This is a genomic window from Modestobacter lapidis, assembly GCF_054780755.1.
Window position 1 is genome coordinate 36,840 of sequence record NZ_BAAGVS010000026.1, and the last position, 14,139, is coordinate 50,978.

At 74.1% G+C, this 14,139-nt stretch carries 14 protein-coding genes; 6 read left to right on the forward strand and 8 right to left on the reverse strand.

The genetic code is table 11. From position 1 onward, the window contains the following. Nucleotides 1-149: 149 nt before the first annotated feature. From ACYVG5_RS18825 to ACYVG5_RS18840, 4 genes are all read right to left on the reverse strand, one after another. Entirely contained in the window at nucleotides 150-1,058 is a 909-nt protein-coding gene (locus tag ACYVG5_RS18825) for an amino acid ABC transporter permease (protein ID WP_222050220.1), read from the reverse strand. Continuing rightward, nucleotides 1,055-1,702: an amino acid ABC transporter permease gene (locus ACYVG5_RS18830; protein WP_222050219.1), complete on the reverse strand. Its 648-nt coding sequence runs from the start codon at nucleotides 1,700-1,702 to the stop codon at nucleotides 1,055-1,057. Before ACYVG5_RS18830 ends, ACYVG5_RS18825 begins: the two co-directional genes overlap by 4 nt. A gap of 81 nt (nucleotides 1,703-1,783) precedes the next feature. Continuing rightward, nucleotides 1,784-2,674: a glutamate ABC transporter substrate-binding protein gene (locus ACYVG5_RS18835; RefSeq protein WP_222050218.1), complete on the reverse strand. Its 891-nt coding sequence runs from the start codon at nucleotides 2,672-2,674 to the stop codon at nucleotides 1,784-1,786. A 26-nt stretch (nucleotides 2,675-2,700) separates the two neighbouring features. Next, nucleotides 2,701-3,456, reverse strand: coding sequence for an amino acid ABC transporter ATP-binding protein (locus ACYVG5_RS18840; protein WP_222050217.1), 756 nt, complete (start codon nucleotides 3,454-3,456; stop codon nucleotides 2,701-2,703). A gap of 174 nt (nucleotides 3,457-3,630) precedes the next feature. Between ACYVG5_RS18840 and miaB the strand changes: the two genes are divergently transcribed. After that, nucleotides 3,631-5,082: a tRNA (N6-isopentenyl adenosine(37)-C2)-methylthiotransferase MiaB gene (miaB, locus tag ACYVG5_RS18845; RefSeq protein ID WP_222050216.1), complete on the forward strand. Its 1,452-nt coding sequence runs from the start codon at nucleotides 3,631-3,633 to the stop codon at nucleotides 5,080-5,082. A gap of 66 nt (nucleotides 5,083-5,148) precedes the next feature. Here the strand turns inward: miaB and ACYVG5_RS18850 are convergent, their stop codons facing one another. Both ACYVG5_RS18850 and ACYVG5_RS18855 read right to left on the reverse strand, forming a co-directional pair. Next, on the reverse strand, nucleotides 5,149-5,847 hold the full coding sequence (locus ACYVG5_RS18850; RefSeq protein ID WP_222050215.1) for an alpha/beta fold hydrolase: 699 nt from the start codon (nucleotides 5,845-5,847) through the stop codon (nucleotides 5,149-5,151). Between the two features lie 13 nt (nucleotides 5,848-5,860). Beyond that, nucleotides 5,861-7,714 carry a DUF349 domain-containing protein gene (locus ACYVG5_RS18855; RefSeq protein ID WP_460683441.1) on the reverse strand — a complete coding sequence of 618 codons (1,854 nt, stop codon included), beginning with the start codon at nucleotides 7,712-7,714 and terminating at the stop codon, nucleotides 5,861-5,863. A 41-nt stretch (nucleotides 7,715-7,755) separates the two neighbouring features. Here ACYVG5_RS18855 and ACYVG5_RS18860 point away from each other — a divergent pair, with 41 nt between their 5' ends. The 3 genes from ACYVG5_RS18860 to dapF are packed head-to-tail and all read left to right on the forward strand — an operon-like array spanning nucleotide 7,756 to nucleotide 10,324. Next, entirely contained in the window at nucleotides 7,756-8,472 is a 717-nt protein-coding gene (locus ACYVG5_RS18860; protein ID WP_222050213.1) for a class III extradiol ring-cleavage dioxygenase family protein, read from the forward strand. Then, nucleotides 8,457-9,440, forward strand: coding sequence for a tRNA (adenosine(37)-N6)-dimethylallyltransferase MiaA (miaA, locus tag ACYVG5_RS18865; protein ID WP_222050212.1), 984 nt, complete (start codon nucleotides 8,457-8,459; stop codon nucleotides 9,438-9,440). The genes ACYVG5_RS18860 and miaA overlap by 16 nt, the downstream gene beginning before the upstream one ends. Beyond that, nucleotides 9,437-10,324 (forward strand): diaminopimelate epimerase, encoded by an 888-nt coding sequence (gene dapF / locus ACYVG5_RS18870; protein ID WP_222050211.1) that lies wholly within the window; start codon nucleotides 9,437-9,439, stop codon nucleotides 10,322-10,324. The genes miaA and dapF overlap by 4 nt, the downstream gene beginning before the upstream one ends. A 13-nt stretch (nucleotides 10,325-10,337) precedes the next feature. On the opposite strand, the gene ACYVG5_RS18875 is transcribed toward dapF, so the two are convergent. Together ACYVG5_RS18875 and ACYVG5_RS18880 are read right to left on the reverse strand one after the other, a co-directional pair. Beyond that, on the reverse strand, nucleotides 10,338-10,517 hold the full coding sequence (locus ACYVG5_RS18875; protein ID WP_222050210.1) for a hypothetical protein: 180 nt from the start codon (nucleotides 10,515-10,517) through the stop codon (nucleotides 10,338-10,340). Nucleotides 10,518-10,559: 42 nt separating this feature from the next. Then, nucleotides 10,560-11,831 carry an MFS transporter gene (locus ACYVG5_RS18880; RefSeq protein WP_222050209.1) on the reverse strand — a complete coding sequence of 424 codons (1,272 nt, stop codon included), beginning with the start codon at nucleotides 11,829-11,831 and terminating at the stop codon, nucleotides 10,560-10,562. Between the two features lie 69 nt (nucleotides 11,832-11,900). On the opposite strand from ACYVG5_RS18880, the gene ACYVG5_RS18885 reads away from it, so the two are divergent. Together ACYVG5_RS18885 and hflX are read left to right on the forward strand one after the other, a co-directional pair. Continuing rightward, nucleotides 11,901-12,449 (forward strand): winged helix-turn-helix domain-containing protein, encoded by a 549-nt coding sequence (locus ACYVG5_RS18885; protein ID WP_222050208.1) that lies wholly within the window; start codon nucleotides 11,901-11,903, stop codon nucleotides 12,447-12,449. A gap of 67 nt (nucleotides 12,450-12,516) precedes the next feature. After that, entirely contained in the window at nucleotides 12,517-14,040 is a 1,524-nt protein-coding gene (gene hflX / locus ACYVG5_RS18890) for a GTPase HflX (RefSeq protein ID WP_222050207.1), read from the forward strand. The last annotated feature ends 99 nt before the right edge of the window (nucleotides 14,041-14,139 follow it).

Below are 14,139 nucleotides of genomic sequence, written 5' to 3' on the forward strand. Positions count from 1 at the left end.
GCCGCGGATGCCACCGGCTGAAAGTGACAAGCCGCGACCGGTCATCCGTCGGCCGCCACAGGAACCGGCCGCGGCTGCCCGGCCGGGCGACGCCGCGGAGGTCGACCGGCCGTGCGCCGCTGCGGGGAAGGAGTGCTCGGAGCGGGGGCTCAGGGGGTGCGGTCGGGCCCCGGCGTGGCGGCGTCCAGCGGAACGGTCTCGTCCGGCAGCCCGACGCCCTTCGTGCCCGTCATCCGCCGGTCGCTGCTCGTCCGCCGCTCGGCGAGCTTGGCCAGCTGGGAGAGCAGCACGTTGACGATGATGTAGATCAGGCCGGCGGCCACGTACAGCTGGAACGTGTACTGGTTGCCGAACCGTGGGACGAAGAACTCAACCAGGCTGCGGGCCTGCCGGAGCAGCTCGAAGTACCCGATGATGAAGCCCAGCGAGCTGTCCTTGAGCAGCACCACCAGCTGCGCGATGAGCACCGGCAGCATCCGGCGCACCGCCTGGGGGAGCAGCACCAGGGTCATCACCTGCGACTTGCGCAGTCCGAGGCCGAACGCCGCCTCCCGCTGGCCGGCGGCCACCGACAGGATGCCGGCCCGGAAGATCTCGGCGAGCACCGCCATGTTGTAAAGGATCAGCCCGCCGGTCAGGGCGGCGTAGGCGCTGAGCCGGATGCCGAAGCTCGGCAGCACGAAGTACAGGCTGAAGATGACGACCAGCAACGGGATCGCGCGGAAGAACTCGATCAGCGTCGTCGCGGCGATCCGGACCGCGCGGTGGTCGGAGAGCCGGCCGACCGCCAGGAACAGGCCTAGCACGGTGGCGAACACCATGCCGACCAGAGCAACCTGCAGCGTGCGCACCAGCGCCTCACCGAGGGCCTGCGGAACGCCGCTGTTCGGGTCGAACAGGACGGCCCAGCGCTGCGGGTCCAGCTGGTCGTTGCCGGCGAGGCGGACCAGGACGAAGGCGATGATCGCCAGCACGATCAGCGCGCCGATCACCGTGCCGATGCGGATGCGCTTGCGCGCCTTCGGGCCGGGCAGGTCGAACAGCACGGGGGTGGTCATCGGAGGATCGCCACCCGGCGCTCCATCCGGCTGATCCCGTAGGCCGAGGTCAGGGTGATCAGCATGTAGCCGATTACGACGGCCAGCAGGACGAGCAGCAGCTCACCGGCGTTGGCGTTGGACAGCCGCTGCAGCGAGGCGGTCAGCTCCGAGACGGCGAACCCGGCGGCGATCGAGGTGTTCTTGACCATCGCGATCCAGACGTTGCCCAGCGGCGGGACGACGGTGCGGAAGGCCTGCGGCAGCACCACCTCGCGCAGCGACTGCCCGAAGGTCAGCCCGATCGCCCGGGAGGCCTCGGCCTGGCCGGGGTTGACGGCATTGATGCCGGAGCGGACCGCCTCGCAGACGAAGGCGGCGGTGTACAGCCCGACGGCGAGCACCGAGCCGGTGAAGAAGCCGACGGCGAAGTCGATCTGCGGCAGGCCGAAGATGATGAAGAAGAAGACCACCGTCAGCGGGGTGTTGCGGAACGTCTCCACGTAGAACGTCGACAGCCCGCGCAGCGGGGTGATCGGGCTGACCCGGAACGCGGCCAGCACGGTGCCCAGCACCAGGGCCAGCAGCCCGGCGAGCAAGGACATGCTCAGCGTCGTGAGGAAGGCGTCCCGCAGCAGCGGGAAGTTGTCGATGAAGAACTGCACAGCGCCTCCTCTCGAGGCTGGGCGTGGCACGGTGCCGCCGGGCGGGGAGTGCCCCCGCCCGGCGGCGTCGTCCGGGAGCGGTCAGTAGCGGTCGACGGCCGGCGGCTCGGGGGCCTCGGTGCCGCTGATGGCGCCCGCGGTGCTGTCCCAGGCCTCGGCCCAGGCGCCGCTCTCGTAGGCCTGCTCCAGGGTGTCGTTGATGAACGCGCGGAACTCGTCATCGCCCTTCGGGATGCCGATGCCGTACGGCTCCTCGGTGAACGGGTTGCCGACCAGGTCGAACTGGTCCGGGCTGCCGGCGACCAGGCCGGTCAGGATGACGTTGTCGGTGGTGACCGCGTCGACCTGGCCGTTGGCGAGGGCGTCGGCGCACTTGGAGTAGACGTCGAAGAGCGTCAGCTGCGCCTCGGGGTAGTTGGTGCGGATCTCCTCCGCCGGGGTCGAGCCCTCCACCGAGCAGACGTTCTTCCCGGCCAGGTCCTCCGGGCCCTGGATGCCCAGCGGGTTGCCCTCGGCGACCATGATGTCCTGCCCGGCCTCGTAGTACGGCCCGGCGAAGTCGATGCGCTGCTTGCGGTCGTCGTTGATCGTGTAGGTCGCCACCACCATGTCGACCCGGCCCTCCTCGATGAAGGCCTCGCGGTTGGCCGACACGGTCTCGGTCCAGGTGATGTCCTCGGGCGCGATGCCGAGCTCCGCAGCGATGATCTTGGCGACCTCGACGTCGAAGCCCTCCGGGGTCCCGGCCGGGGTGCGCAGGCCGAAGCCGGGCTGGTCGAACTTGGTGCCGACGGTCATCGTGCCGGCCTCGGCGAGCTCGGCCATCGTCGTCCCGGCCTCGAAGTCGACGTTCTCCTCGACCTCGACCGGAGCGTCCGCGGCGTCCTCGACGGTGTCGCCGGCCTCGCTGGAGCAGCCGGCCAGGACGACGCCGAGGGCGGCGAACGCAGCGGCGTATCGGGTGATGCGCATGGGTGTCCTCTCAGTTCTCTGCTGGGTCAGTGGTTGAGGATCTTGGAGAGGAAGTCCTTGGCCCGGTCGGAGCTCGGGTCGGTGAAGAAGGTCTCCGGGTCGGCGGACTCGAGGATCCGGCCGCCGTCCATGAAGACCACGCGGTTGGCCGCCCGGCGGGCGAAGCCCATCTCGTGGGTGACCACGATCATGGTCATCCCCTCCTGGGCCAGCCCGACCATCACCTCGAGGACCTCGTTGATCATCTCCGGGTCGAGGGCGGAGGTCGGCTCGTCGAAGAGCATGACCTTCGGGTCCATGGCCAGGGCACGGGCGATCGCCACCCGCTGCTGCTGGCCACCGGACAGCTGGGCGGGCACCTTGTCGGCCTGCGCGCTGACCCCCACCCGGTCGAGCAGCTCCCGGGCGCGCTTCTCCGCGTCGGCCTTCGACTGCTTGCGGACCTTGATCGGCCCGAGGGTGACGTTGTCCAGCACCGTCTTGTGCGCGAAGAGGTTGAAGCTCTGGAACACCATGCCGACGTCGCTGCGCAGCCGGGCCAGCTCCTTGCCCTCCTCGGGCAGCCGCACGCCGTCGATGGTGATCTCACCGGACCCGATGGACTCCAGGCGGTTGATCGTGCGGCACAGCGTCGACTTGCCCGACCCCGACGGCCCGATGACGACGACCACCTCGCCACGGTCGATGGTCAGGTCGATGTCCTGCAGCACGTGGAGATCGCCGAACCACTTGTTGACGCCGGACAGGCGGACGAGAGGCTCTCCGGTCGGACGTTCGGTCACGGTGGGTGACCCTAGGCGGCGCGCACACCAGGTTGGTCGCCGTGCGATCACGAAGCTGTAACGAAGCCGCCGGCCGGTCGTCAGGTCCGCGGCCTGCTGTCGCCCTGATCACGCCCGGTGGTCCCGGAGGGCAGGAATGGCAGGAGGGGGCTGCGGCGTCCGTACGATCGCCATGTGGAACAGGGCAAGACGTACCGGGTGCGCACCTACGGCTGTCAGATGAACGTGCACGACTCCGAGCGGCTGGCCGGGTTGCTCGAGGCAGCGGGGTACCGCGCCGCCGTCGAGGGCGACGACGCCGACGTCGTCGTCCTGAACACCTGCGCGGTGCGGGAGAACGCCGACAACCGCCTCTACGGCAACCTCGGGCACCTGCGGCCGGTGAAGGACGCCCGCCCCGGCATGCAGATCGCCGTCGGTGGCTGCCTGGCCCAGAAGGACCGCAGCGAGATCGTCCGCCGCGCACCCTGGGTGGACGTCGTCTTCGGCACCCACAACGTCGGCTCGCTGCCGGCCCTGCTGGAGCGCGCCCGGCACAACGCCGAGGCGCAGGTGGAGATCGTCGAGGCCCTGGAAGTCTTCCCGTCCAGCCTGCCGGCCAAGCGCGACTCCGCCTACGCCGGCTGGGTGTCGATCAGCGTCGGCTGCAACAACACCTGCACGTTCTGCATCGTCCCGGCGCTGCGCGGCACGGAGAAGGACCGCCGTCCCGGTGACGTGCTGGCCGAGGTGCAGGCGCTGGTCGACCAGGGCGTGCTCGAGGTGACCCTGCTCGGGCAGAACGTGAACAGCTACGGCGTGGAGTTCGGCGACCGCGGCGCCTTCGCCGACCTGCTGCGCGCCACCGGCCGGATCGAGGGGCTGGAGCGCATCCGGTTCACCAGCCCGCACCCGGCGAGCTTCACCGACGACGTCATCACCGCCATGGCCGAGACGCCGGCGGTCTGCCCGCAGCTGCACATGCCGCTGCAGTCGGGCTCCGACGACGTCCTGCGCCGGATGCGCCGCGCGTACCGGCAGGAGCGTTACCTGGGGATCATCGACCGGGTACGCGGCGCCATGCCGCACGCGGCGATCACCACCGACGTCATCGTCGGCTTCCCCGGGGAGACCGAGGCCGACTTCCAGGCCACCCTGGACGTCGTCGCGCAGGCCCGGTTCGCCGGCGCCTACACGTTCCAGTACTCCAAGCGTCCCGGGACGCCGGCCGCCGAGATGGACGGCCAGCTGCCCAAGGAGGTCGTGCAGGAGCGCTACCTGCGGCTGGCCGCGCTGCAGGAGGAGATCGGCTGGTCGGAGAACCGGGCGCAGGTCGGGCGCACGGTCGAGCTGCTCGTCGCCGCGGGGGAGGGCAGCAAGGATGCCGCGACCGGCCGGCTGTCCGGCCGGTCCCGGGACGGCCGGCTGGTGCACTTCCGGCCGGGCGGGGACGGCGGGGCCTCCGGCGTCCGCCCCGGCGACGTCGTCGAGACGGTGGTCACGCAGGCCGCGCCGCACCACCTGGTGGCCGACGGCCCGCTGCTCTCGCACCGGCGCACCCGGGCCGGCGACGCCGGCGAGGCCGGCACCCGCCCGACGACACCTGGCGTGCTGCTCGGCATGCCGCGCATCGGCGTCCCGGCCTGAGGAAGGACCCCCTCCTCCCCGCCCCTCGCCGGCTCGGGGCGGTGCCCGGGAGGGGGCCGGGTCGGCTCAGGAAAGCTCGAGCAGCAGCTCGGTGAGCTCCTCGGGCCGGTTCTCCGGGACCATGTGCGTGGTCGCGATCTCCCGGTACCGCCACGCGTCGGACGCGCGCGCCCGGGCGGCCGCGGCCTGGAACGCCCCGACCGCGGGGCCTCCGGCACCGGCGGTGGCCCGCACGTATGTGCGAGTGAACGGGGCGTCCTCCAGCGGCCGGAGCAGCCGGACCGGCTCGGTGAAGCAGCCGATCGGGTGCGGGGTACGCCGGGGGACGGCGAACGCGGCGACCGTCGGGTCCTCGAACTCCCGGTCCGGCGGCGGGACCAGCCAGCTGCCGTCCACAGCCGGCGCCGGGACGGGCTGACCGGTGAGGTCGTACAGCGACTGTCCGGCATCGGGCACGAAGGCGTCCAGGTAGAGCAGGTGCCGAACCCGGTCGGCGAGGTGTTCCAGTGCCCCGGTGACGACCATGCCGCCGTAGGAGAACCCGACCAGGACGACGTTCCGCAGGTCCTCGAACAGCACCTGCCCGACGACGTCCTGCACGTGCGTCCGGAGCGTCACCTGCGGGCTGGCGAGGTGCGCCCGCTCCCCGATCCCGGTGAGGCTGGGCGTGTACACCTGGTGCCCGGCCGCCTGCAGCAGCGGCCGGACACGACGGAACCCGTGGGCGCCGCTCCACGCACCGTGCACCAGCACGTAGGTGGTCATGGCGGGCGCTCCGTCAGCGGCGGCCGGCGGCCTTCTCGGCCTCGGCCAGCCACTCGCGGCGGGTGGTCAGGGCGTCCTGGGCCTCGCTGACCCGCTTCGCGTTGCCGGCTGCCTCGGCCTTGGCCAGCTGCTCCTCGGCCTTGGTCACCGCCGCGCGCATCGAGGTCAGCAGCGGGTTCTCCGGCTCCGTGCGGGGACGCGAGGAGTCCACGGCGCCGCGGACCTTCTGCTCGACGGCCCGCATGCGGTCCTCCAGGTCACGCATCACGCCGCGCGGCACGTGCCCGATCGCGTCGTAGCGCTCCTGGATCTTGCGCAGCGCGTGCTGCGCCCCGCGGAGGTCCTTCGACGGGTCGAGCTTCTCCGCCTCGGCCAGCAGCTCCTCCTTCTGCTGCTGGTTGGCGACCTCCTCGCTGGAGCGGGCCTGGTCGTTGGCGGTGCGGGCGGCGAAGAAGACGTCCTGGGCGCCCCGGAAGCGCTTCCAGAGGTCGTCGTCGGTGTCCCGGCCGGTGCGCGGCACGGCCTTCCAGCGGTCCATCAGCGACCGCATCGCGGCGCTGGTCGGACCCCACTCGGTGGAGGTGGACAGCCGCTCGGCCTCGGTGATCAGCTCGGTCTTGGCCGCGCGGGACTCCGCGCGCTGCGCGTCGAGGGTGGCGAAGTGCGCCCCGCGACGCCGGCCGAAGGCATCCCGCGCCGCGGCGAAGCGCTGCCAGAGCGCGTCGTCGGTCTTGCGGTCGATGCCCCTGATCGTCTTCCACTCCTCGACGATCGCCTTGAGCCGGTCGCCGGCGGCCTTCCACTGCGTGGAGTCCGCGGCGATCTGCTCGGCCTCGGCCGCGAGGGCCTCCTTGCGCTGCACCTGGGCCGCGCGGGCGGCGGCCTTCTCGGCGCGGCTCTCGGCGAGCGCGGCGTCAGCGGTGCTGACCATCGCCCGGGCGCGGGCGGCCAGGCCGTCGAGGTCGCCAACGGCGGTGGCCGCCGGGACGGTGTCGGCCAGCGCCTGGGCCTTGGACTTGATCTCGCCCGGGTTGCCGGTGTGGGCGGCGAGCCGGGCTTCCAGCAGCGACACCTCCGTGGCGAGGTCGTCGAAGCGGCGGCCGTAGTGCGCCAGGCCCTCGGCCGGCTCGCCGGCCTGCCACGAACCGACCGCCCGCTCGCCGTCGGCGGTGCGGACGAAGACGGTGCCCTCCTCGTCGACCCGGCCCCACTGGGTCGGGTCGGAGGCCGGCGCCGCGGGCGGCGCCTCGACCGCGGTGGCGTCGCCCTCGGCCGGCGCGTGCGGGACGGGCGCGTGCGGAACGGGGGCGTGCGGAACGGGGGCGTGCGGAACCGGCGGCCGCGGCACGGGCGGCCCGGACACCGGGACGGCGGGGAGTTCGCCGACCGACTGCGGAACCGAGTCGGTGAGCGCCTCGGGAGCCGCGGCAGCGGCCGGTGCGGGGGTGACCTCGGGCGAGGGGGCGGCGGGCGCGGCGGCGAGGACGTCGGCCTCCGCCGCGGCGGCGAGCGCGCCGGTGGACTGCTCGTCGCCGGCCGGCGCGTCCGCCGGGGGAGTGCCGAGGTCACCGGCGGCGGCTGCGGCGGCGAGGCCGGCGGCCTCGTCCGCGACGGGTGTGCCGGCCGTCGGTGCGGCGGGCGCGGCGTCGGCCGGGTCGGCCGCGACGGGCGTTCCCGCGTCCGGGGTTCCCACCGCGGACTCGCCCGCTGCGGGCTCCGCGACCTCCGGCGTCGCGCCCTCTTCCGGGGCTGCTGCGCCGCCCGTCGCATCCGCGGTCAGCGCAGGGTCCTGGGACGCCTGCAGCGTCTCCTCCGGGGAGGAAGGGGACTGCGGCGTCTGGTCTCCGGTGTTCTCCGTGCTCGACACGCGACGGAGTCTCCCACGATCCATCCGCGACACTCCCTGGCGTGAGCTCTGCTGCCCCGGTGACCGTGGCCTTCTGCCCTTCTCCGCCGTTGCTGCTGCCCGCCGTGGGCGGCACGGCGACGTCCGCGGCCTCCGCATTGCGGGCCGCGGTGCTCCTGGCGGTGGAGTCCGTGCTGGCGGAGCGGCCCGACGTGCTGGTGGTGGTCGGCGTCGGCGGAGCCGGCCGCGCGGCGACCGGCGCACGGGCGCTGCGGTTCGGCCCCGGGGACGCCGGGGACCTGCGCGGGTACGGCATCGACCTGGAGGTGCCCTTCGCCGGCCGGGCCCGGCCGGGCGGGCAGCGGCTGCCCCTGGCGCACACCGTCGGCGCCTGGCTGCTGGATCACGCCGGCCACATCGGCCCGCGCCTGGGCGTCGGCCCCGACGGCCTGGCTCCGGTCCTGGCGGAGCTGCCCGCGTCGGTCGGGGTCCTGGCGATGGGCGAGGGATCGGCCCGGCGCAGTGACAAGGCGCCCGGACACCTCGACCCGGCCGCAGCCGGGTTCGACGCCACCGTGGCCGCGGCGCTGGCCGGAGGCGACGCCGCGGCGCTGGCCGCGCTCGACCCGCAGGAGGGGGAGCACCTGCTCGCGGCGGGGGTGCCCGTGTGGCGGGCGGTCGGTGCGGCGCTGGGCGGCCGCCCGGTGGTCGCCGGGCTGCGGTACGACGACGCCCCGTTCGGGGTGGGCTACCTCGTCGCCGAATGGCACCTGCCGTGACCGGCGTCCGGCCGCGCCGCACCGACGGCGCCGCGCTGCCGGTGGTCGCCGTCGTGGGCCCGACCGCGACCGGCAAGACCGCCCTGGCCGTCGCCCTCGCCTCCCGGCTCGGTGGCGAGGTGGTCAATGCCGACTCCATGCAGCTCTACCGCGGCATGGACATCGGGACGGCGAAGCCCGACCTGCACGAGCGGGGCGGGGTGCCGCACCATCTGCTCGACCTCTGGGACGTGCGGGAGCCCGCGTCGGTGGCCGAGTACCGGCGGCGCGCCCGGGCCGAGATCGACCGTCTCCGGGCCGCCGGGGTGGTGCCGCTGCTGGTCGGCGGCTCGGGGCTCTACGTCCGCGCGGTCCTCGACGAGCTCGACTTCCCCGGCACCGACCCAGCGGTGCGGGCCCGGCTGGAGGCCGAGCTGGCCGACGGCGGGGCCGCGGCGCTGCACGGCCGCCTCGCCGTCCTCGACCCCGCGGCCGCCGCGGCGATCCTGCCCAGCAACGGCCGGCGGCTGGTCCGGGCGCTGGAGGTCGTCGAGCTGACCGGCCGGCCGTTCGCTGCCCGGATGCCCGACCCGCGACCCCACTACCCGGCGGTCACGGTGGGGTTGGACCGGGCCGTGGCCGCGCTCGACGAGCGGGTCGCGCTGCGGGTGGACCGCATGTGGGCCGCCGGTTTCGTCGACGAGGTGGCCGCGCTGGACGCCGCCGGGCTGCGCGCGGGGCCCACCGCCTCCCGGGCGCTGGGCTACGCCCAGGTGCTGCAGCAGTTCGACGGGACGCTGACTGCGGCCGAGGCCCGGGAGCGGACGGTCGTCTCGACCCGGCGCTTCGTCCGGCGGCAGCGCTCCTGGTTCCGCCGGGACGCCGGCACCACCTGGTTCGACGCGGCGCGACCGGACCTGCTGCCCCGGGTGCTCGACCTCCTCGCCGCCCGGGCCGCCACGCCGGCCGACCGTAGGATCGAGGGGTGAGCGAGAGCGCGGGTCCGCGGGTGCTGCAGGGGCACGGCACGGAGAACGACTTCGTCGTCCTGCCCGATCCCGATGGCACGGTGTGGCCGGAGTCGCGGCTGGACGGCGCGCTGGTGCGGCGGTTGTGCGACCGGCGGGCCGGCCTCGGCGGCGACGGCGTCCTGCGGGTGGTGCGCAGCCAGCACGTGCCCGACGCCCCGGCCGCGCTGGGCGAGGCGCTGCCGCAGTGCGCCTGGTTCATGGACCACCGCAACGCCGACGGCTCGTACGCCGAGATGTGCGGCAACGGCATCCGGCTGTTCCTCCACGTGCTGCTCGCCGAGGGGCTGCTCGATCCGGCGACGGCCCAGGCCGGTGTCCTGGTCGGCACCCGCGGCGGGCCGCGCCGGGTCGGTGCCCGGCCGGACGGCGGCTACTGGGTGGACATGGGCCCGGCGCGCGAGTTGGGCCGCGGCGAGGCCGTGGTCGGGGGACGCCGGCTGGGCGGGGCCGGCATCTCGATGGGCAACCCGCACCTGGTGTGCCTCACCGACGTGCCGGTGGACGACGTCGACCTGACCGAGCTCCCCGTCGTCGACCCGGGGATGTTTCCCGAAGGGGTCAACGTCGAGGTGGTCAACGTCCTGCCGGACCGGCCGGCCGGCCCGCACGTGCGGATGCGCGTGTACGAGCGCGGTGTGGGCGAGACCCGATCCTGCGGTACCGGCGCGTGCGCGGTGGCCGCCGCGGCGCTGGCCGCCACCGGCGCGACCACCGGCACCGTCGCGGTCGACGTGCCGGGCGGCCGGCTCAGCGTGGCGTTCGACGGCCGGACCACCGTGCTCGGCGGCCCGGCCGTCGTCGTCGGTGCCGGCAACCTGACGGCGGAGTGGCTGGCCGGCTGACGAAGCCCGGCGGTCAGGGCTTGGCCGCGCCGCCGGAGGACGCATCGTGGTCGCCCGGGGCGTCGCCGGCGGCACCGCGCGGTTCGCCGCGGCCGGTGTCCTGGTCGGTGCCGCCCAGCGGATTGCGCGGCGGATTGAGGCCCTTCGGGTCGCGGCCGGGGTCGTCGATCTCCTCGCCGGAGGTGGTGCTCATCTCGGGTCCTTCCCCTCGACAGCGGTCAACTACCCGGAGGCCCTACCCGGCCGGCTGCTCGGCAACCGGTAGGTCGCGCATGCCCAGCAGCGGGCTCGTCACCACCCACAGCGCGGCCAGCCCCTGCCCCGCGGCGGCCACCCACAGCGCCGGGACGACGCCGAGCCAGGTGCCCAGCACCCCGCCGAGCAGCCCGCCCAGGGGGATCGTGCCGAAGACCAGGAACCGCACCGAGGCGTTCATCCGGCCCAGTAGCGCCGGCGGGCACAACCGCTGCCGGAAGCTCACCTGGGTGACGTTGTAGGCCACGATCGCCCAGCTCACGCCGAACTGGCCGACCACCAGGAGCGCCACCGGCGGCCCCAGGGCCGCCAGGGGGATGAGCGTGGCGAAGGGGAACAGCAGCAGGGCCGACAGCGGGATCGCCCGGCCCTCGCCCACCCACCGCGCGAACCAGGCGGCGGTGCAGGCGCCGAGCAGGCCTCCCAGCGCGCCGGCGGAGAGCACGACGCCGAGGACGCTCGCCGTCAGCCCCAGCCCGCGGAGCGCGAAGAGCACCAGCAGGGTGGTGGCGATCGTGCCGAACAGGTTCGCCGTCCCCGTGCAGGCCACGATCCGGCGCAGCAGCGGGTGCCGGACGACGAAGCCCAGACCTTCGGCGATCTCGCTGCGCAGCCGCCGGCGCGTGGCGCGGTCGGGCGTCCGGTCGGGACGGCCGATCCCGCCCAGGAATGCTGCGGACAGCAGGAACGACGCGGCGTCCACGGCGATCAGCAGCGGAGCCCCCAGCACCCGCAGCAGGACCCCGGTGATTCCTGGCCCGGCCACCTGCGCAACGGCCCGGCTGGCCTCCAGCTTGCCGTTGCCGTCGACGATCTGGTCCGCGTCGACCAGCGCGGGCAGATAGCTCTGGTAGGCCACGTCGAAGAACACCGTGGCCGTACCGGTGACGGCGGCGACGACGTAGAGCTGCCCCAGGCTGAGCGCGTCCATCACCCAGGCCAGCGGCAGCGTGGCCAGCGTGACGGCGCGGACGAGGTCGGCGGCCACCAGCACCCGCTTGCGGCGCCAGCGATCGACCCACGCTCCTGCGGGCAGCCCGATGACCAGGAACGCAGCCGTCTCGAGCGCGGTCAGCACGCCCATCTGCAGCGGCGTGGCGTCCAGCATCGTGACGGCCAGCACGGGCAGCGCCAGCAGGGTGACCTGGGTGCCCAGCTGGCTGACCGTCTCCGCCGCCCACAGCTGGCCGAAGTCCCGGTGTCGCCAGAGGCTGCGGGTGCCGTGCGGCGCCGCCTGGGTCGACGGGCTCATGGGCGGAGCCTGCGCCAGTGATTGGGAAGTGTCAATCAATGTCCGGCGCGTCGGCCTACGCTCGGGCGGATGAACCGGGAGAGGCCTGCCGCGCACGGTTCGCCGCGCCCGGGAGTGGCCGGCGAGCGGCGGTCCGCCACCGACGCGGAGGCCCGCGCGCTGGCCTCCGCCGTCCGGCTGCGGATCCTGCGGCTGTGCCTGGACGGGGCGCTGACCAACAGGGAGATCGCCACCCGGCTGGGCCGCAACCCGGCCACCGTGCTGCACCACGTGCGCACCCTGGTCGACACCGGCTTCCTCGCTCCCGAGCCCGAGCGGCGCGGGGTCCGCGGCGCACGCGAGGTGCCCTACCGGGCCACGGGCAAGAGCTGGCTGATGGACGTCGATGACCGGCCCGCCGCGGCCCGCGACCCGCTGCTCGCGGCGTTCCTCGAGGAGGTCGCCGCGGTGGGGGAGGCCCGGCTGGAGAGCTCCCGTCTCGGGCTGCGGCTGGCGGCCGGGGAGCTCGAGGAATTCCGGCGCCGCCTCCACGCCCTGCTCGACGAATACGCCCGCCGGCCCCCCGACCCGGGCGGGGACAAGTGGTCGGTCTACTTCGGGATGCACCCGGAGGGCTGAGGTGTTGTACCCGGTGATGACGACAACTCAGGTGCCCCGGTCGACGGGGCGTGCCACGCTGGAGACGATGACGACAGCCCAGGACCGAGCCCTTCGCGACGACGCGGCCGCGGGATCCGACGAGGCCGCGGGCTCCCCGCCGGCCCCCGAGGCCCACCCGACCGACGCCGCCGGCGCCACCCGCCCAGCTCCCGCCGGCAACTGGGACACCCTCGACGACACCACCGGCTCCTACGCCCTCGAGGAGCGCGGCGCGCTGCGCCGCATCGCCGGCCTGGGCACCGAGCTCACCGACGTCACCGAGGTCGAGTACCGCCAGCTGCGCCTGGAGCGAGTGGTGCTGGTCGGCGTCTGGACCGAGGGGACGGCGAGTGACGCGCAGCGGTCGCTGGCCGAGCTCGCTGCGCTGGCCGAGACCGCCGGTTCCGAGGTGCTGGAGGCCCTCGTCCAGCGGCGGGACAAGCCCGACGCCGCCACCTACGTCGGCTCGGGCAAGGCCAACGAGATCCGCGACATCGTCGCCGCCACCGGTGCCGACACCGTGGTCTGTGACGGTGAGCTGACGCCCGGTCAGCTCAACCAGCTGGAGAAGATCCTCAAGGTCAAGGTGGTCGACCGGACCGCGCTGATCCTGGACATCTTCGCCCAGCACGCGACCAGCCGGGAGGGCAAGGCCCAGGTCGAGCTGGCCCAGATGCAGTACATGCTGCCGCGCCTGCGCGGCTGGGGTGAGTCGATGAGCCGGCAGGCCGGTGGCCGGGTCGCCGGCGGTGGCGGGATCGGTACCCGTGGCCCCGGTGAGACCAAGATCGAGACCGATCGGCGACGGATCCGGGCCCGGGTGAGCAAGCTGCGCCGCGAGATCGCCGGGATGGCGACGGCACGGGCCACGCAGCGCAACTCCCGTGACCGCAACGCCACCCCGAGCGTCGCGATCGCCGGCTACACCAACGCCGGGAAGTCCAGCCTGCTCAACCGGCTGACCGACGCCGGTGTCCTGGTGCAGGACGCGCTGTTCGCCACCCTCGACCCGACCGTCCGCCGGGCGCAGACGCCGGAGGGCCGCGAGTACACGATGACCGACACCGTCGGCTTCGTCCGGCACCTGCCCCACCAGCTCGTCGACGCCTTTCGGTCGACGTTGGAGGAGGTGGCCGCGGCCGACCTGCTCCTGCACATCGTCGACGGCTCCGACGCGGACCCGCTCGGCCAGATCGACGCCGTCCGGGTCGTCCTCGGCGAGATCGACGCCGCGGCGGTGCCCGAGCTCATCGTGGTCAACAAGGTCGACGCCATGAGCGAGGACGACGTCCTGGCGCTCCGCCAGGCGCTGCCCGGCGCCTCGTGGGTGTCCGCCCGCACCGGCGCGGGGATCGACGCGCTCCGCGACGTCATCGCCGCCCGGCTCCCGCACCCCTCGGTCGATGTGGACGTGCTGGTGCCCTACGACCGGGGCGACCTCGTCGCCCGGGTGCACCGCGACGGCGAGGTCCTGACCGAGGAGCACGCCGCCGAGGGCACCCGGCTCACCGCCCGGGTCGATGCCGGTCTGGCCGCCGCGCTCGAGGGGTTCGCCGCGCCCGTCGGCTGAGCAGCACGTGCCATTCATCGGTCCGGGTCGCCCGCTGCGACCCGGGCCGACGTGGTCCGGCCCATCGTGCTGCTCCGTCCGGCTGGGCCACCCGGCCGG